The sequence below is a fragment of the Frankia sp. AgPm24 genome, assembly GCF_023243055.1.
GTDB lineage: Bacteria > Actinomycetota > Actinomycetes > Frankiales > Frankiaceae > Frankia > Frankia umida.
Map to the genome: position 1 here is coordinate 1 of NZ_JALKFW010000193.1, position 18643 is coordinate 18643.

The 18643-nt window shown below is 72.2% G+C and carries 17 protein-coding genes; 15 read left to right on the plus strand and 2 right to left on the minus strand.

What is annotated here, in order from left to right; translation table 11 throughout:
* Positions 1–575, minus strand: a 575-nt coding sequence (locus MXD61_RS15500) for a FadR/GntR family transcriptional regulator (RefSeq protein ID WP_248813930.1), incomplete at its 3' end; no start/stop codon positions are given.
* 903 nt (positions 576–1478) lie between these two features.
* Between MXD61_RS15500 and MXD61_RS15505 the strand changes: the two genes are divergently transcribed.
* The 14 genes from MXD61_RS15505 (at position 1479) to nusB (ending at position 16362) form a co-directional block, all read left to right on the plus strand.
* On the plus strand, positions 1479–2372 hold the full coding sequence (locus MXD61_RS15505) for an MHYT domain-containing protein (protein WP_248813932.1): 894 nt from the start codon (positions 1479–1481) through the stop codon (positions 2370–2372).
* A gap of 45 nt (positions 2373–2417) precedes the next feature.
* Positions 2418–3965, plus strand: a complete 1548-nt coding sequence (locus tag MXD61_RS15510; RefSeq protein ID WP_374629008.1) for a replication-associated recombination protein A — start codon at positions 2418–2420, stop codon at positions 3963–3965.
* A 213-nt stretch (positions 3966–4178) separates the two neighbouring features.
* On the plus strand, positions 4179–4697 hold the full coding sequence (locus MXD61_RS15515; RefSeq protein ID WP_248813934.1) for a DUF948 domain-containing protein: 519 nt from the start codon (positions 4179–4181) through the stop codon (positions 4695–4697).
* The gene (locus tag MXD61_RS15520; protein WP_163547890.1) at positions 4698–4979 is read left to right on the plus strand and encodes a hypothetical protein; all 282 of its coding nucleotides are present in this window, start codon (positions 4698–4700) and stop codon (positions 4977–4979) included. It abuts the gene before it with no gap.
* Between the two features lie 80 nt (positions 4980–5059).
* The gene (gene alaS / locus MXD61_RS15525) at positions 5060–7705 is read left to right on the plus strand and encodes an alanine--tRNA ligase (protein ID WP_248813937.1); all 2646 of its coding nucleotides are present in this window, start codon (positions 5060–5062) and stop codon (positions 7703–7705) included.
* Positions 7706–8212 carry a Holliday junction resolvase RuvX gene (ruvX, locus tag MXD61_RS15530; protein WP_374629009.1) on the plus strand — a complete coding sequence of 169 codons (507 nt, stop codon included), beginning with the start codon at positions 7706–7708 and terminating at the stop codon, positions 8210–8212. It abuts the gene before it with no gap.
* Complete coding sequence (gene mltG, locus MXD61_RS28510) at positions 8209–10008, plus strand: endolytic transglycosylase MltG (protein WP_248813939.1); 1800 nt, start codon at positions 8209–8211, stop codon at positions 10006–10008. The genes ruvX and mltG overlap by 4 nt, the downstream gene beginning before the upstream one ends.
* Before the next feature lie 66 nt (positions 10009–10074).
* Entirely contained in the window at positions 10075–11094 is a 1020-nt protein-coding gene (locus MXD61_RS15540; protein WP_308222761.1) for a shikimate dehydrogenase, read from the plus strand.
* Between the two features lie 97 nt (positions 11095–11191).
* Positions 11192–11848 (plus strand): A24 family peptidase, encoded by a 657-nt coding sequence (locus MXD61_RS15545; protein WP_248813940.1) that lies wholly within the window; start codon positions 11192–11194, stop codon positions 11846–11848.
* An 82-nt stretch (positions 11849–11930) separates the two neighbouring features.
* Positions 11931–13127: a chorismate synthase gene (gene aroC, locus MXD61_RS15550; RefSeq protein ID WP_248813941.1), complete on the plus strand. Its 1197-nt coding sequence runs from the start codon at positions 11931–11933 to the stop codon at positions 13125–13127.
* A gap of 113 nt (positions 13128–13240) precedes the next feature.
* Positions 13241–13867, plus strand: a complete 627-nt coding sequence (locus MXD61_RS15555) for a shikimate kinase (RefSeq protein ID WP_248813942.1) — start codon at positions 13241–13243, stop codon at positions 13865–13867.
* Entirely contained in the window at positions 13864–14952 is a 1089-nt protein-coding gene (aroB, locus tag MXD61_RS15560; RefSeq protein ID WP_248813943.1) for a 3-dehydroquinate synthase, read from the plus strand. Before MXD61_RS15555 ends, aroB begins: the two co-directional genes overlap by 4 nt.
* Positions 14953–15253: 301 nt before the next feature.
* A complete protein-coding gene (gene efp / locus MXD61_RS15565; RefSeq protein ID WP_248813946.1) occupies positions 15254–15817 on the plus strand; it encodes an elongation factor P in 564 nt (187 codons plus the stop codon).
* 35 nt (positions 15818–15852) lie between these two features.
* The gene (gene nusB, locus MXD61_RS15570; RefSeq protein WP_248813974.1) at positions 15853–16362 is read left to right on the plus strand and encodes a transcription antitermination factor NusB; all 510 of its coding nucleotides are present in this window, start codon (positions 15853–15855) and stop codon (positions 16360–16362) included.
* A gap of 711 nt (positions 16363–17073) precedes the next feature.
* Here nusB and MXD61_RS15575 read toward each other — a convergent pair.
* Positions 17074–17571: a transcriptional regulator gene (locus tag MXD61_RS15575; protein ID WP_009742788.1), complete on the minus strand. Its 498-nt coding sequence runs from the start codon at positions 17569–17571 to the stop codon at positions 17074–17076.
* Positions 17572–17988: 417 nt separating this feature from the next.
* Between MXD61_RS15575 and pyrR the strand changes: the two genes are divergently transcribed.
* A complete protein-coding gene (gene pyrR / locus MXD61_RS15580; protein ID WP_308222762.1) occupies positions 17989–18630 on the plus strand; it encodes a bifunctional pyr operon transcriptional regulator/uracil phosphoribosyltransferase PyrR in 642 nt (213 codons plus the stop codon).
* Positions 18631–18643: the final 13 nt, after the last annotated feature.

Sequence of the window (18643 nt, forward strand, 5' to 3'; positions counted from 1 at the left end):
GGGGGGGGGGGGGGGGGGGGGGGGGGGGGGGGGGGGGGGGGGGGGGGGGGGGGGGGGGGGGGGGGGGGGGGGGCGCGGGGGGGGGGGGGGGGGGGGCCGCCCCCCCCCCCCCCGGGGGTGTGGACGCGGGCGCCGCCGTGGGCGCCGCGGCGGACGCTGATGAGGGCTTCGGATTCCAGGACGCGGAAGGCTTCGCGCAGGGTGGGTCGGGAGACGCCGAACTGTTCCATGAGGACGGCTTCGGGGGGTAGGGCGTCGCCTTCGTGGAGTTCACCGCGCACGATCTGGCGGCGTAGGTGGGCGGCGACGAGTTCGGCGGTCTTGGGTACCCGGACGTGCCGACCGACCCGGTTCGCGGATCCGGTCGCCTGCGCGGGCACCCCCGCGGCTCGCAGGCTCGCGGCCAGTACACCCGGTGCCAGGCCGCGCGCCGTAGCCGGTGCGGGTGGCGCGGACGTCGTCGCCGCCGCCGGCGAGGTCGAACGGGCGCCGCCAGGGTGGGCCGCGCGCGCCGCGGGGGGCCGGGGGGTGACGGTTCTCGCGGTGCGGGTGCGGGTGGGCGGGAACGCGCTCATGGGTTGCACCTTTCCGGGCTGAATCCGGGCTCGGGCTGAATCTGGTTCTGCGTCCAGTGGGATCTGATCCGCGCAGAGACGGTCGACGTCGCCGGTGGGTGCATATCTCCACATCCGGTGCGGTGGGCCATCCGCGCAGGCAAACCGACCAGCCGAACCATACCGCGTCGCATTGCTCAAATAGGCCGCTCGATAAAGAATAAGTGGTCTTTTGGGTAACGGAGTGCGCTGGGTCGTGAAAATCGCCTACATCGCCCGATGTCAAGTATGCCGGCGAATTCTCCGTGTTCCCTGAGTGGTCCGATGATCGGTGCTGAGAGGACGGGGTGACGGTCACGCGCCTGGTTTCGCCCTCATGGTCGGCGACGGAATCCCGTGCGGGGCGAGGCGGGCGCGTCTTTTCTTCTTGGTAGCCACCTGAAGGTGAAGGTCTGTCGCACTGGTGCGAGGGTCGGAGCGCCCAGTTCGGGTGCCGGGTCGGTCGGGCTGCTGGTGGAACCGCTGGTCGCGCGCTACCGGTGTGGGTCCGCAGGCATCCAGGGTGACGTCGAATCGTTCGGGAGGCGGCGTGGATCGTCGCCGATGTCGATCGCCACGACTGGTTACTCTCCGGGGTCGATGCAGGTAGAAAACGTCGTCTCGGACCTCCGCAAGCTGGTCTTCGCGGCCGTGTCGAAACGGTTGGCGCGCGGCGTGCGGGTACTGGACGGGCGGCGCTGGCCGGTTCTGGTGGACGGTGCGCGACCGAGAGGTGCGGCAGTCGCGACATCGCGAGTACGGCTTGTCCCTTATGACCGCTATGAGGGTCTTCTGGTGTCGTGAATATCACCTTTCCTTATCATTTGGTTTTCAATCCCAAGGCGTGCTAAATGTGGTGCTCGGTTGCGCGTCAAGGGGGAGTCAATGATCGTTGCGGCTGCTGTTCACCAGCACGCAAGCCAGGACCTGCTGTTCGTCGCCGTGTCGATCGGCCTCGCCCTGATCGGTTCGTTTGCGGCCCTGGTCAGCGCGATCCGCATCCCCCTGTCCGCCGGGCGGGAGCGTGTCCGGTGGACAGGGGCCGCCGCCGTCTCGCTGGGGGGCGGGGCGATCTGGTCGATGCATTTCATCGGAATGATCGGCTACCAGGTATCAGGGCTGGATCTGCGTTACGGTCTGCCCTATACCGGGCTCTCGCTTCTCATCGCGGTCGGCGCGTCCGCGTTGGGGCTCACCCTGGTCGCCCGGCATCCGCACAGCCTGGGCTGGCTGGGTGCCAGTGGGCTGGTCGCCGGGCTTGGCGTCGCGGCCATGCACTACACCGGGATGGCGGCCATGCACACCGGCGGCGAGGTGACCTACCGGGTGTCGGTGGTCGCGCTCTCGGTGGCCATCGCGGTCGCGGCCGCCACCGCCGCGTTGTGGATCGCATTCCGTGTGCGGACCGGCCGCCATGTCGTCTTCGCCTCGATGGTCATGGCGGCGGCGGTCTGCGGCATGCATTACACGGCGATGGCCGCCACCCGCGTCTCGGCCGACCCGGCCCTGCTCGCGGGCGATGACCTGCGCATTGACGGTGCGGACCCGATCGCCCTCGCCCCGATCGTCTGCGTGATCGCCTTCTCGGTGCTGGCCGTGGTCATCTTCACCGCGATGGGCGGTGTGACCGAGTCCGGTGCGCTGTCGATGGCCCGGACCGGGCAGGTACGACCGGTCGCCCCGGTCATCCCGGTGCCCACCTACAGCGACGAGTACCTGCCGCCCGCGCCGGTGCCGGTGTGGCGGGGCAGCTTCTCCGAGCCGCCGAGCTCGCACTGATCGCACGGTCGCGGTCATCGGCCCGGCCCGACGTACCGTGAGTCGGTGAGCCTGTTCGACCCGGCCGACCTGTTCGACGTGGCGGCGGCGTCCCGACCCGCCCGGCCGGGCAGGTCCACGCCCGCCACCTCGGACGCCGCCGCGTCCACCTCCGCTGGGACCTCGTCCGCTGGGACCCTGGCCGCTGGGACCCTGGCCGCGGAGCCGCTCGCCTCCCGGCTGCGACCGGCGACGCTGGACGAGATCGTCGGCCAGCGTCATCTGCTGGGAGCGGGCAGTCCGCTGCGGCGCCTGGTCGAGGGCGGTGGCACGACCTCGGTGATCCTCTGGGGGCCACCCGGCACGGGCAAGACGACGCTGGCCCACATCGTGTCGAAGGCGACCGGGCGGCGTTTTCGGGAACTGTCGGCCGTCACGGCAGGGGTGCGTGACGTCCGGGCGATCATCGACGAGGCCAGGGCCGCGCGGGGCGGTTCGGGCACCCGCACGGTGCTGTTCATCGACGAGGTGCACCGCTTCACCCGCACCCAGCAGGACGCCCTGTTGCCGTCGGTGGAACACGGCTGGGTGACACTCGTGGCCGCGACCACCGAGAACCCGTTCTTCTCGGTGGTGAGTCCGTTGCTGTCCCGCTCGCTGCTGCTCACCCTCGAGCCACTGACCGAGGACGACATCCGTGGCGTGCTCGACCGTGCCCTGCGCGACCCGAGGGGTTATGGCGGCCGGATCGAGCTGACCACCCCGGCGCGCGAGCACGTCGTCCGGCTCGCCGGAGGGGACGCTCGCCGGGCCCTGACCATCCTGGAAGCCGGTGCGGAGGCCGTGCTCGCCGAGGCGGCGGGCGAGAGCGCCGCCTCGGACACGGGCGAGGCGGCGGGCGAGGGTCCGGCGGCGGTGGCCGTCCAGCTGGATGTGCGGGTGCTGGAGCAGGCGGTCAACCGGGCGGCGGTGCGTTACGACCGGTCCGGGGACCAGCACTACGACGTGGTCAGCGCGTTCATCAAGTCGATGCGTGGCGGGGATCCGGATGCCGCCCTGCACTACCTGGCCCGGATGCTGGCCGCCGGTGAGGACCCGCGGTTCGTCGCCCGGCGCATGATCATCCTGGCCAGTGAGGACGTGGGGATGGCCGACCCGGGGGCGCTCGGGGTCGCGGTCGCGGCGGCGCAGGCCCTGGACCTGGTCGGACTGCCCGAGGCCCGCCTCGCGCTGGCCCAGGCGGTCATCCACCTGGCGCTCGCGCCGAAGTCGAACGCGGTGATCCGGGCGATGGACGCGGCCACGGCGGACGTCCGGGCCGGGCTGGCCGGCTCCGTCCCACCGCCGTTGCGGGACGCCCACTACGCGGGTGCCGCTCGCGCCGGCAGCGGGGACGGCTACCGGTATCCGCACGACGAGCCCGCTGGCGTGGTGCGCCAGCAGTATCCGCCGGACGGCCTGGTCGGTACCGACTACTACACCCCGGGCGGCAACGGTTTCGAACGGCGTGCGTCCGAGCGGCTGCGCGACCTGCGCGCCGTCGTCCGCGGCACGGCCACCGATCCGACCACCGACACGGCCAGCGGCCCCGACCCCGACGAGGCGCGGACCTGACGGCCACCGACGCGCGGGCCTGACGGCCGGCGATGGACGGACACCGCCAGGACATCGGCGGCGGGGACCCGCGAGTGGTGGTGGGGGCTACCCATGGTCGAGGCGGCTGCCTCGGTAAGGTCAACCACCGACCCATAACGACGATGATCCCTTTACGGTGATGATCCCCTTACGACGGATGATCCCGCATGACGACGGAGGCAGGGAGCACATATGTCCGGTGGAGCGGTCGCGGGCCTGATCGCGTCCGGCGCGTTCGCGGTGCTCGCGCTCTTCGGCTGTTTCGTCCTGCTCAAACTCGGCCGCATCTTTGACGAGGCGGCAGCGCGCGTGCGTCAGACCGGCCTTGTCATCGACGAGGGGACCGCCCGGGTCCGCCAGGCCGGGGCAACGGTGGACGAGGTCAATGTGGCACTTGCCCACGTGAACAAGGAGCTTGACCGGGTCGACGCGATCACGGCGAACGTCCAGTCGATCACCACGAACGTCTCGTCGCTGACGTCGCTGTTCGCCGCGACCCTCGGCGGTCCGATGGTGCGGGTGGCCGCGTTCAGCTACGGCGTGCGCAAGGCCGCGGCCAAGCGGACCCGATCCGAGGTCGAGTCGCGGGTCAGGACGCAGCTCAGGACCGAGAAGGCGACGCGGCGCGGCGGCGGTGCGGCGCCGGGTGGCGACGGTTCGCCGCTGGCGCAGGCCACCGGCACCGCTGGTGGGTCGCGGGGAGGCCACTAGATGTCGCGTGTCTTCTATCTGGCTTTCGGCGCGGCGGCGGGTGTGGTCGTCGTGCGACAGGCCGCGAAGGCCGCCGCGGCGCTCACGCCGACCAGCCTCGCCGGATCTCTCGTACAGTCACTGCAGGAGTTCCTCGCGGATGTCCGTGAGGCCGCGGCGGAGCGGGAGGAGGAGATCCGTGGTGCGCTTGGGCTGGACCGCGACCCGGATGACGACCTCGCCGCTCCGGTTGACGACCTCGAGCGGACGATGCGGCTGGTCCCCGGCGCCCGCCCGTCCTGACCGGCCGCCGGCAGCCGCAGGGGCGGCACCGCCGCTCCGCGCCGGATGACGATGCTCCTCCCACCAGTCTGGACGAAACGATGGACACGGCCGAGATCCGCAGCCGCTTTCTGAACCACTTCGCCGCGCGTGAGCACACCGTGGTCCCCAGCGCCTCCCTGATCGCGCCGGACCCGACGTTGCTGCTGGTCAACGCCGGCATGGTGCCGTTCAAGCCGTACTTCCTCGGTGATCTGGCGCCGCCGTGGCCGCGGGCGGCCAGTGTGCAGAAGGTCGTGCGGACCGTCGACATCGAGAACGTCGGGCGGACCACCCGGCACGCCTCGTTCTTCCAGATGTGCGGCAACTTCTCCTTCGGCGACTACTTCAAGGCCGAGGCGATCCCGTTCGCCTTCGAGCTGCTCGTCGACGGCTTCGGCTTCAAGCCGGACGACCTGTGGGCCACCGTCTACCTCGACGATGACGAGGCCGAGGGGATCTGGCGCGAACTGCTGCCCGCGGAGCGCATCCAGCGCCGCGACAAGGAGGACAACTACTGGTCGATGGGCGTGCCGGGCCCGTGCGGTCCGTGCAGCGAGATCTACTTCGACCGGGGGCCCGACCACGGCCGCGACGGCGGCCCGGTGGCCGACGAGAACCGTTACCTCGAGGTCTGGAACCTCGTGTTCATGCAGTTCGAACGCGGTGAGGGTGCCGGCTACGACTATCCGATCCTGCGCGAGCTGCCGAGCCGCAACATCGACACCGGCATGGGCCTCGAGCGGATGGCCGTCATCCTCCAGGGCGTCGAGAACGTCTACGAGATCGACATCTCCCGTCCGGTGCTGGATGTCGCGAGCCGACTCACCGGCCGCCGCTACGGCGCCGACCCGGACTCCGACGTACGGCTGCGGGTGATCGCCGACCACTCCCGCACCGCCGCGATGCTGATCTCCGACGGCATCACGCCGTCCAACGAGGGCCGTGGCTACGTGCTGCGCCGGCTGCTGCGCCGGGCGGTGCGCGACGCCCGACTGCTCGGCGCGCGCGAGCCGGTGATGGAGCGGTTGTTCGAGGTCATCGGCACCGCGATGGGCCCGATCTACCCCGAACTCGTCAACGACGCCGAGACGATCACCCGGGTGGCGGTCGCCGAGGAGATGGCGTTCGCCGAGACCCTGCGCACCGGCACGACGATCTTCGACACCGCGGTCCGGCAGGTCCGGGCCACCGGGGCGACGACGCTGGCCGGTGACGAGGCGTTCAAGCTGCACGACACCTACGGCTTCCCGATCGACCTGACGCTGGAGATGGCCGCCGAGGCGGGGCTCTCGGTCGACGAGGCGGGTTTCCGCCGGCTGATGGAACGTCAGCGCCAGACCGCCAAGGCCGACCGGGCCGCCCGGCGCATCGGCAACCTCGACCTGTCCGCGTTTCGCCCGATCCTGGCCGCGGCCGGCCCGACGACGTTCACCGGCTACGAGGAGCTGACCCGCGAGTCCTCGGTGGTGGGGCTGGTCGGTATCGCCGACGGGCTGGGCCGCCCGGCCGCGGGGGCCGGCGAGGAGGTCGGCGTCGTGCTCGACGTCACCCCCTTCTACGCCGAGAGCGGTGGCCAGGAGGCCGACCTCGGGATTCTGCGGTTCGACGGCGGCGAGGTGGAGGTCCTCGACGTCCAGCGGCCGGTACCCGAACTCGTCCTGCACCGGGTGCGGGTGCGTTCCGGTGAGCTGAAGGTCGGCGACCGGGTGCAGGCCCTGGTGGAGGAGAACCGGCGGCGCGCGGTGTCGCGGTCGCACACCGCCACCCACCTCGTCCACGCGGCGTTTCGCCGGGCGCTGGGGGAGGGGGCGACCCAGGCCGGGTCGCTGAACTCGCCGGGGCGGCTGCGGTTCGACTTCCACGCCCTCGGCGCGGTGCCCGCGTCCGTGCTCGCCGACGTCGAGGACGAGATCAACGAGGTGGCGCTGCGCGACCTGCCGGTACGCGCGTTCGTCACCACCCAGGAGGAGGCTCGCCGGCTCGGCGCGATGGCGCTGTTCGGCGAGAAGTACGGCGACGCGGTGCGGGTCGTCGATGTCGGTGACTACGCCCGTGAGCTCTGCGGCGGCACACATGTGGCGAGTTCGGCGCAGCTGGGCGCGGTGAAGCTGCTCTCGGAGGCGTCCATCTCGGCCGGGACGCGCCGCGTCGAGGGGCTTGTCGGTCTGGACGCGTTCCGTTACCTGGCCCGCGAGCATCTGCTCGTCTCGCAGCTGTCCACCGCGCTCAAGGCCCGCCCCGACGAACTGGCCGACCGGGTCAACGACATCGTCAGCCGGCTTCGCGACGCCGAGCGGGAGCTCGACAAGCTGCGCGCCGCCGCCGTGCTCGCCGGCGCCGGGACGCTCGCCGAAGGCGCCGAGGAGATCGGCGGCGTCGCCGTCGTCACCGCCGAGGTGCCCGCCGGTACCGCCCCCGACGACCTGCGTCTGCTCGCCATGGACATCCGCGGTCGGCTCGCCGGACGGCCCGCGGTGGTCGCGATCGGACGCGCCGACGGCGCCTCGATCGTGGTCGTCACCGATGACGGGGCGCGCGCCCGGGGACTGCGGGCGGGCGACCTGGTCCGCGGCAGCTGGGCGGCGCTCGGTGGCAAGGGTGGCGGCAAGCCCGACATCGCCCAGGGCGGCGGCGGCACCGCGGAGCTCGTGCCGGCCGCGTTCGTCAGGCTGCGCGGCCTGGTGACCGAGCTCGTCGGCCGTTAGGTGACCGTTCCACGGGGGGCCCGGCCTGGTGTCCGGGTGGGAGTGGATGTGGGATCGGTGCGGGTCGGGGTGGCCGCGAGCGACCCCGATGGACTGCTGGCGGTCCCGGTCACCACGCTCGCCAGAGACAAGCGTGGCAGAACAGACATCGACGCTCTTGCGGAGATCGTCGCGCAGCGGCACGCTGTAGAGGTCGTGGTGGGCCTGCCCCGGCAGCTGTCGGGGCAGGAGGGCCGCGCCGTGGACCTGGTCCGGAAGTACGCCGAGGTGCTCGCCGGGCGAATCGCCCCCATTCCGGTGCGGTTCGTCGATGAGCGGCTGACCACGGTGGCTGCGCATCGCAGAATGGCCGAACGAGGCGTCCGTTCCCGCGCCCGTCGCAGCCTTGTCGATCAGGAGGCAGCCGTGCAGATCCTCCAGCACGACCTGGACAGCCGTCGCGGGTCCGGTGGCTCACCCGGCTGGACGCCGGAAGGCGGGATGGCCGGTTCGCAGGACGCCAGGTGACCCGCCGCGATCTCGAGGAGATCCTCGACGAGGACCCCTACGGCGGTCAGCCCCCGCGCCCCGCTGGCCGTCGCGGGGCGAATCGTCCCGACGCCCCCGGGCGCCGCGGGCCCGGCCGTCCTGATGCCTATCCGCCCCCCGACAGCTACGACGACCCTGCCTTCGGGGGCCGCCGATCCGGCGAGCCACGTGCTGGCGAGCCACGTGCTGGCGAGCCACGTGCTGGCGAGCGCCGGGTCGGCGAGCGCCGCGTGGGGGACGGCCGCCCAGGTGATCGTGGTGGCCGCGCCGACGGCGATCGACGTGTCGGTGATCGGCGGGCCGCCGGGCGTCGTCCCTACCCGGAGGAGGCCGCCTACGGGCACGGGGCCGCCTACCCGGACGAAGCCGCCTACCCGGACGAAGCCGGCTACGGCGACGAGCATGGCTATGGCGACGAACGCGGCTACGGCGACAAGAACGGCTACGGCGACGAGCGCGGCTACGGCGACGAGGGTGTCCACGCCGACGGGGTGGCCTACCCCGAGGAGGCGGACGAGAGGTACCAGCGTCAGGGCGCCCTTGGCCCGGGCGCTGGCCGCTACGACGACGATCCGTCCTACGGCCCCGGGGAGCCCTACGACCCCGACGACGACTACGACCCGGACGGGGGGTCGGGGGGACGTGGCCGGGCGGCCTCCGACGGCGGCTGGGGCGGCTCCTGGGACGACGACTCGCCGCCGCCGCCGCGGCGCCGCGGCGGGCGGGCGTTGCCGAAACTGATCGCGATCCTCGTCGTCGTCGCCGCGCTGCTGGGGCTTGGCATCGTGGGCGTCGGCAAGCTGGTCGGCCACGTCTCGGGCGGTTCGTCCGCCGCGGACTTCGCCGGCTCCGGCGACGGCATCGCCGTCGTGCGCGTCCCCGACGGCGCCACCGCCAGCCAGATCGCCCGGGCACTGCACGACGCGAACGTGACAGCGTCGGTCGGTGCGTTCGTCAAGGCCGCCGCGGCCAACCCGAAGTCGCTGGGCATCCAGCCGGGCACCTACCGGCTGCGCAGCCGGATGAGCGCCCAGGCCGCGCTCACCGCGCTGCTCGATCCCGCCTCGGGTGCGCCGTTCCGGTTCGTGATCAAGGAGGGTATGACCGTCCAGGCGGTGCTCGCCGGCATCCACGACCGCCTCGGCACACCGATGGCGGACCTCGAGGCGATCGTGCGTAACCCGGCCCAGCTCGGCGTGCCGGCCTACGCGCCGACGCTGGAGGGCTACCTGTTCCCGTCGACCTACGACATCACGCCCGGGCAGAGCCCGGTGCAGCTGCTGAGCTCGTTCGTCGACCGGTTCAGGACCGAGGCCGCGGCGATCAACCTCGAGCAGGGGGCGGCCGCCCGCAACCTGAAGCCCGCCGAGATCGTGACCATCGCCTCGATCATCGAGAAGGAGGTCGCGAACGCCGACGAGGGCCCGAAGGTCGCCCGGGTGATCTACAACCGGCTGGCCGACACCACCGGCGGGTTCCGTCGCCTCGACATGGACTCCACCACCCGTTACGCCGAGGACGAGTACACCGGCCCGCTCTCGCAGGAGCAGCTGACCCGGGCGAACCCGTACAACACCCGCTCGGTCGCGGGTCTGCCGCCGGGCGCGATCTCCAACCCGGGCCTGTGGGCGTTGAAGTCGGCCCTGGCGCCGGCGGACGGCACCTGGCTGTACTTCGTGTCCATGCCGCGCAGCAACGTCACCGAGTTCGCGACGACCTCCGCGCAATGGACCGCCCTCCAGGCCCGCTACCGCGCCGAGGGCGGCCGCGAGTAGTTACCGGCACGGACGGATGTCGCGCGGCGACCTGGTGCGCAGGGCTGGTACGGGACGGGAGATGCAGTGACGCAGGACGTGGACCCCGCCCCGATGGCCGGGGCCGAAGCCGGGGCCGAAGCCGAAGCCGAAGCCGAAGCCAAGGCCGGGGCCGGGGATGTGGCCGGACGACGCGGCTGGTCCGCGCGGGTCGCCGCGTCGGCGACGGCGCGGGAGCCGGCCCGCGCCGCGGTGCTGGGCGCCCCGGTGGACCATTCGCTGTCCCCGGTGCTGCACGGTGCCGCCTATGCCCGCCTCGGTCTGGCGGTGCGCTACACCGCCATCCACTGTGAGCCGGTGGGGCTGCCGGCGATGCTGGCGCGGCTGCGCACCGAACCCGGCTGGCTCGGTGTGTCGCTGACCATGCCGCTGAAGACCGTCGTTCTGGACCTGCTGGACGAGGTCGATCCGACGGCGGCGGCGATCGGCGCGGTCAACACCGTCGTCGTCGGCGCGGACGGCCATCTGCGCGGGGACAACACCGACGTCGCCGGCATCACGTTCGCACTGCGCCGGGTGACCGACCGGACGCCACGTCAGCCAATGATCATCGGTGCCGGTGGCACCGCCCGCGCCGCGGTGGCCGCGCTCGCCGTCGCCGGCTGCCCGCAGACGGCGGTCGTGGCCCGCCGCCCCGAGGCCGCCGCCGAACTCGCCGAGGTCGGCGAGCGACTCGGTATCGCCGTCACCTGCCTGCCCTGGGAGCTGCTGGCCACCGGCCTGCCCGCCGGACCCGACCTGGTCGTGGCCACCACCCCCGCCGGTGCGACCGATCCGCTGGCCCGCCGCCGCTGGCCGGCCACCAGCCCGCTGATCGAACTGCTCTACCATCCCTGGCCGACCGCGCTCGCGGCCACCGCCTACCGCGCCGGCGCCCGCGTCGCCGGCGGCCTGGAGATCCTCGCCGGGCAGGCCGTCGGCCAGGTCGCGCACTTCACCGGCCACGATGTTCCCGCGGGTGTGCTGTTCACCGCCGGCCAGGCGGCCCTCGAGCAGCGCGCCAGCCCGCCGCCGCCCGGCGACGACCACGCCACCGCCCACCCCTGACGCCACCGGGGTGGCACCGGCATCACCGGTATAACCGGGCGTCACGGGCGTCACGGGCGTCACGGGCGATGGGCGCGACGGCGGAAGGGAGGCCGGCGTGGGGGAGATCTGGGGTGGCGCCGCGATCGGGCTGGTCGCGCTGGGGGTCGCCGTCCGGTGGGGGCCGTGGGTGGTCGCCCTGTTCACCTCACCGCGGGCGTCCGAGTCGCCGCGGGACCCGCCGCGTGCCTGGCCGCTCGCGCTGGTGACGGCGGCGGTGCTGGGTGGCGTGGTCACGGTGCTGCATCGGCAGCCGAGCTGGGTGCCCGCCTACGCGTGGCTCGGGGTCGTCGGCGTCTGGCTGGCCGCGATCGACCTGCGGGAACATCGGCTACCGGATCCGCTGGTCCTGCCGTCCTACCCGGTGGTCGGCCTGCTGCTCGGACTCGCCGCGCTGCTCGACGACGCCCCCGGCCGGCTGCTGCGGGCCGCGGTGGCGGGGCTGGTGTGTTTCGCCGTGTTCCTCGTGTTGTACCGGTTGGCCGGGGGCGGTCTTGGCCGCGGCGACGTGAAACTTGTCGGGCTGCTCGGGATGGCCCTGGGCTGGCTGGGCTGGCGCAGCGTCCTGGTCGGCATGTTCGCGGGGATCGTCCTGGCCGGAGTGGTCGCGCTCGGGCTGCTCGCCGCCCGCCGGGTGCACCGGCGGGACAGGCTGGCCTACGGCCCGTTTCTGCTCGCCGGCACGCTGCTGGCCGTCCTCGCCACCGGCGGCTGACCGCGCGACGGCACCGGTGGGGCGGGGCGAGCTTGGTCATGTGGGGCCTGCCCGGGTGCCGCGACGTGCAAGACTGGTTCGCATGGTGCGTTGGTTGACAGCGGGGGAGTCCCACGGTCCGGCCCTGGTGGCCACAGTCGAGGGGCTGCCGGCGGGGATCCGGCTGACCAGTGCGGACATCGCGGCGGAGCTGGCCCGTCGGCGGCTCGGCCACGGCCGTGGCGCCCGGATGAGTTTTGAGCAGGACGCGATCGAACTGCTCGGCGGCCTGCGCCACGGCGTCTCGCTCGGCGGTCCGATCAGCGTCGTGGTGCGCAACACCGAGTGGCCCAAGTGGCAGCAGGTGATGGCGCCCGACCCGGTCGACCCGGCCACGCTCGCCGGCCTCGGCCGCAACGCGCCGCTGACCCGGCCCCGGCCCGGCCATGCCGACCTCGCCGGCATGCAGAAGTACGGCTTCGACGACGCCCGTCCCGTCCTGGAGCGGGCCAGCGCCCGGGAGACCGCGGCCCGGGTGGCGCTGGGCACCGCGGCCAAGGCGCTGCTGCGCCAGGCGTACGGCATCGAGGTGATCTCCCACGTGGTGGCGATCGGCGCCGTCGAGGTGCCTGCGGGCACCCCCGCGCCGACCTCCCTCGACACGGTGGACGCCGACCCCGTCCGCTGCGCCGACAGCGAGACCAGCGCGCGGATGGTCGCCGAGATCGACGCCGCCCACGCCGATTCCGACACCCTCGGCGGCATCGTCGAGGTGCTCGCCTACGGCTGCCCCCCGGGCCTGGGCAGCTACGTGCACGGCGACCGCCGCCTCGACGCCCGCCTCGCCGCCGAGCTGATGGGCATCCAGGCGATCAAGGGCGTCGAGTTCGGGGATGGTTTCACCACCGCCCGTCGGCGCGGCTCCGTCGCCCACGACGAGATCGAACCGATCAGCGGCACCGGTCGGCACGCGGTGCCGCAGGTCCGCCGGATCACCGACCGGGCCGGCGGGATCGAGGGTGGGATGACCACCGGCGAACCGCTGCGGGTCCGGATCGCGATGAAGCCGATCTCCTCGCTCACCCGTCCGCTGGCCACCGTCGACGTGACCACCGGTGAGCCCGCCGTCGCCATCAACCAGCGGTCGGACGTGTGCGCGGTGCCCGCCGCCGGAGTCGTCGCGGAGGCGATGGTCGCGCTGGTGCTCGCGGGCGCGGCACTGGAGAAGTTCGGCGGTGACTCGGTCGAGGAGAGCCGGCGCAACTGCGAGTCCTACCTCAAGGCGCTCCCCATCCACTGACCAGGGCCGAGAGCACCTCGACATCCCGACACCTCCGTACCTCCGCGGCGGCCGGACGAGTCCGGTCACCCTCACATGGCCGGACGAGCCCGGCGGGACAAGGACGCACGATCATGGTTGGGGACGCGGTGGCGACGACGCCGCCGTCGAAGGGACCGCTGGCCGTCCTGGTCGGCGCGCCCGGCGCGGGCAAGACCACCGTGGGGACCAGGCTCGCGCAACGCTGGGGCGTGACCCTGCGCGACACCGACGCGGACGTGGAGGCGGCCGAGGGCCGCGGTATCTCGGACATCTTCGTCGACTCCGGTGAGGAGTACTTCCGCGCCGCCGAGCACCGCGCGGTGGCCGCGGCCCTCGCCGAACATCCCGGGGTCGTCGCGCTCGGCGGCGGCTCGGTGCTCGATCCGGCCACCCGGTCGCTGCTCGCCGGCCATCGGGTCGCCTACCTGCGGGTCGGCCTCTCGGACGCGGTCCGGCGGGTGGGGTTGGCCCGCGACCGTCCGCTGCTGGTCGAGGGGCCGCGCACCCGCCTGGCCGCCCTGTTGCGGGAGCGGGAGCCGTTCTACCTCGAGGTCGCGGCGATCGTCGTCGACACCGCCGGCCGGGAGCCCGACGAGGTCGCCGACCTGGTCGCCCTCGCCCTCGACAACGCCGGCCCCGGCCCCGGCCCCGGCCCTGGTGTCGGTTCCGGCGCTGGTTCTGGTTCTGGTTCTCAGGGAAGTGGGCGGGTGCGGTCGTGAGTGGGTCGGTGAAGGTGGCTGACGTGGTGCGGATTCCCGTGCGGCCGCAGGGCGAACGTCCCTATGACGTCGTCCTCGGGGACGGGGTGCTCGGCGGTCTGGCCGAGATCGTCACCGGTCGCACCCGGGCGGTCCTGATCCATCCGGTGGCGCTGCGAGCGGTCGCGGCCCGGATCGTCGCGGATCTGCGCGCCCAGGCGGACCTGGAGGTGCACGCCGTCGAGGTGCCCGACGGCGAACCGGCCAAGCGGCTGGCGGTCGCGGGCGAATGCTGGGATGTGCTGGGTCGGCTCGGCCTGACCCGCGATGACGTGATCATCGGGCTCGGCGGTGGCACCGTGACGGACCTGGCCGGTTTCGTCGCGGCCAGCTGGCTGCGCGGGGTGGATGTCGTGCAGGTCCCGACCACGGTGCTCGGCATGGTCGACGCGGCCGTCGGTGGCAAGACCGGCATCGACGTCGACGCCGGCAAGAACCTGGTGGGCGCCTTCCACCAGCCGCTGACGGTGCTGTGCGACCTGGCGATGCTGGCCACGCTGCCCGCCGTCGAGGTCCGCGCCGGACTCGCCGAGGTGGTCAAGACCGGTTTCATCGCCGACGGCGCCATCCTCGACCTGCTCGAGGACGACCCCACCGGCCTCACCCATCTGCCCGAACTGATCGAACGCTCCATCCGGGTGAAGGCGGACGTCGTCTCCGGCGATCCGCGGGAGGCCGGGCGCCGCGAGGTGCTCAACTACGGCCACACCCTCGGCCACGCGATCGAGAAGGTGGAGCACTTCAGCTGGCGCCACGGTGAGGCGATCTCGGTGGGCATGGTGTTCGCGGCGGAACTGTCCCGACTCGCGGTCGGTCTGGACGAGACCACCGTCGGACGCCACCGCAGGCTGCTGACCAGCATCGGGCTGCCCGTCAGCTACGACGCGGACCGCTGGCCGGCGCTGCTGGACGCGATGCGCGTCGACAAGAAGTCCCGCGGCCGGCGTCTGCGTTTCATCGGTCTGACCGCCCGTGGCGAGACGACCATCGTGGACGATCCGGAGAGCAGCCTGCTCACCGCGGCGTATCGCAGTGTCGCTCGGTAGACTGGCCCGCGGACTGGCAGATCGTGGCGTGTCCGGCTCCGCTGGTGTGGAGCAGCCTGCCCGGGCCCTGGCGGCCCGGTGGTGTGGCGGCCTGACGGGCTGGCAGCCTGGCGGTTGACAGCCCAGCGGTCCGGCGGTGTGACGGCTTACGGGTGTGACGGCGCACTGGCGTGACGGCCTGGTGACGGGCCGGTGGCGTGACGGGCCGGTCCCAGGGATTTACGGAGTCTCGCCGCGGCGAGGCATCCGGACAACGACGATCCGCCGTCGGAGTACGGCAACCGAACGGAGAACGCACGCAGTGGCGACGACCAACGACCTGAAGAACGGCATGACGCTCGACCTCGACGGGGTGCTCTGGAACGTCGTGGGCTTCCAGCACGTCAAGCCGGGTAAGGGCGGTGCGTTCGTCCGCACGACCCTGAAGAACGTGCTCACCGGCAAGGTGGTCGACCGTACGTTCAACGCCGGCCTCAAGGTCGACATCGCCACGGTCGACCGTCGCGAGATGACCTACCTCTACCGCGACGGTCCCGACTACGTCTTCATGGACAGCGAGTCCTACGAGCAGATCCCCATCCCGCCGGCTGTCGTCGGCTCGGTGTCCGACTACATGCTGGAGAACACGGTCGGCACGGTCGCGCTGCACGACGGCGCCCCGCTCTACGTGGAGCTGCCGGCCAGCGTCGAGCTCACCATCGCGCAGACCGACCCCGGTGTGCAGGGTGACCGCTCCACCGGTGGGACCAAGCCCGCCACCCTCGAGACCGGTGCGACGATCAACGTCCCGCTGTTCATCACCACCGGGGAGAAGGTCAAGGTCGACACCCGCGACGGCCGTTATCTGGGCCGGGTGACGAGCTGAGCGCCCGTTCGAAGGCTCGCCGCCGCGCGCTCGACATCCTCTTCGAGGCGGACGTACGCGGCGCGCACGTCTCCGAGATCCTCGCCGCCCGCAAGGTGCGTGCCGACCCGCCCGTCTCGGAGTACACCGAGGGTCTGGTCGTCGGCGTCATCGAGAACTGGCGTGAGATCAACGACCGGATCGGCCACCACGCCCAGGGCTGGACCCTGGACAGGATGCCCCCCGTCGACCGCAACATCCTGCGTATCGCCGTGTTCGAGCTCGGCTGGCGCCCCGACGTCCCCGGGCGGGTCGTGATCGACGAGGCCGTCGAACTCGCGAAGTCCCTGTCCACCGACCGCTCCCCGAGCTTCGTCAACGGCCTGCTCGGCGGCCTGTTCGACGCCACCGGCACCGCCGCTCGACCGGACGGCGCCACGTCGTCCGAAACCGGGACGCAAGTCGAGACCGGGGCTGGAACCGGGGCGGCCACGTCGTCGTCGGTCGCCGGGTCCGGGGCGTCGTCGGCGCCGGTGCCCACGTCGGCGGCCGACCCGGCTTTGTGATCGCCCGATCCGCGTGTCGGGTCGGCGTCCACTCGGCAGCCGGGATTCGTCCCGAGCGCTGAGACCGTCGACCGACCTCTGGATCGATCGACGGGCATTCGCCCGGCTGGCGACGGCGCTGTCCCTGAGCATGCGTGGACAGCGCGCCTGGTGGCTGGACCCGTGAGCACGCACCCCTCGCCTCGACGCCACGCGCATCGTGCCTGCGTGGGCCAGCGGGATCGTGCCGGACCGGGAGGACCGCCCGGGATCGGTGACGGCACGCCGCTGCCGTGCTCCGGAGCGGATGTGGTCGCCGCAGGGCGGCCTGAGGACTCCACGATCGACGGGAGCCCGTCGTGGATGCGGAGGCCGCCGCGGTCAGGGCGGCGGGGGGGTACCGGCCCGGTACGCCGTCGGTGTGACGGCGTACCGGGGTGTATCCCCGGCCGAGACGTACCGGGATCTCCCCGGCAGGGCTGGCGTCGCCTGTGTACCTGGTGCGGCCGCGATCGGATGGCCGATCGATCCCCGGTCGTACCGTTTTCCCGCCGGCCGATGCTAGTCGTGCCACGGACGAAACCGCAGGTCGCGGTGCCGGCGGGACCGCGACCGAAGCCGCGGGTGCTGCGAGGTGCCAACGGTGCGATGGTGCGGATGGTCGCCAGTACTACGGGTGGTGCGGGTGGTGCCTGTGGACACGGGGCGGGTCAGCGCCGCCCGGCGCGGGCCTCAGACGTCGGAGGCGGTCGCGTCCGCGCCCTGCTCGGGAGACAGGACGCCCCAGGAGACGAGCTGCTCGGTGAGCTTGCTCGGGGAGGTGTCGTAGATCACCGCGAGGGAGCGCAGGTCCTCGTAGCGGATGGAGAGCACCCGGCCGTTGTAGTCGCCGCGCTGGCTCTGGATGGTCGCGGCGTAGCGGGCGAGCGGGCCGCCCTGCTCCTTCGGGACCTGGGAAAGACGCTCGAGGTCAAGCACGATCCGCGGGGACTGCTCCAGCGGGGCGACGGTGGAACCCTCGGGCAGCAGCTCTCCGACGGGAACGCCGTAGAACTCCGCGAGTTCCGAGAGACGCTGTACGGTGACGGCGCGGTCCCCACGTTCGTAGGAACCGACGACGACGGCTTTCCACCGACCGTGCGACTTCTCCTCGACGCCATGAAGCGAGAGCCCCTGCTGGGTGCGTATTGCGCGCAGCCGAGCACCGAGCGCCTTCGCATAGTCGGACATCGGAGTGCCCACTCCTGTCGTGGTTGATCACTGGTACCGGGGCTCGTGCCTCCGGCGGTTACCGATAGTAGTGCCCGGCAGGTTGAGGCTCGACACCCGGGGGGTCGTGTCGCTTCTTTCTTTGTACCACTTTCTGTAGCCCTCCGGTTGCACGCTCTACCTGCCCGGCGGGAACTTTCGCGGATCGCCGTATCGGCGCGTACACGAGACGCCACGGTAACTGGCAGTCACAGATTCGCGATGATAGTTGGCGTCGCAACGATGTGCGAGAGGTATCGCCGGATGGTTGACCGGACGCCCCGCGGGTACGCGGTCTCGTCTGTGGACGAAGCCTCCCGCGCCCGGAGTGCCCTGGTAACGTCGCTAGGACCGCTCCTTTAAGGACCGTCCAGTGAGGCGGGGAAGGAGGGATGCCGCGTGGCCGCAGCCGCCCCGGGCGACCCCGTGTCGCGCCGTCCAGGCGCCGCCAGGACAGTACTGTCCGCCGACGACATCACTCGGATCGTCAGTCGGATGGCACATCAGATCCTCGAGAAGACCACCGGCGGTGCCGGTGTGGTGCTTCTCGGTATACCCACTCGTGGGGTACCCCTCGCGCACCGACTGGTACGCCGTGTACACGCAGTGGAAGGCGTGGATCTTCCCGTCGGCTCGCTCGATCCCACCATGTACCGCGATGATCTTCGTTTGCGCGGAGTTCGGCCACTCGAGGTGACCGAGATCCCCGACGGCGGCGTCGACGGCAAGGTGGTCATCCTCGTCGACGACGTCCTGTTCTCCGGGCGCACCGTGCGCGCCGCGCTGGACGCCCTGGCCGCCTACGGGCGACCGCGTGCGGTGCAGCTGGCCGTCCTCGTCGACCGGGGGCATCGGGAACTGCCGATCAGAGCCGACTACGTCGGGAAGAACATGCCGACCTCGCGTCGCGAGCTGGTGGCCGTGCGCCTGCGGGAGGTCGACGGTGGCGACGGCGTGCTGATCCTGCCGCCCACGACCGGCCCGACCGGCCCGTCCGGCCCGACCAGCACCGACGAGCCGAGTGGACGGGATCAGCAATGACACGACAGAACCC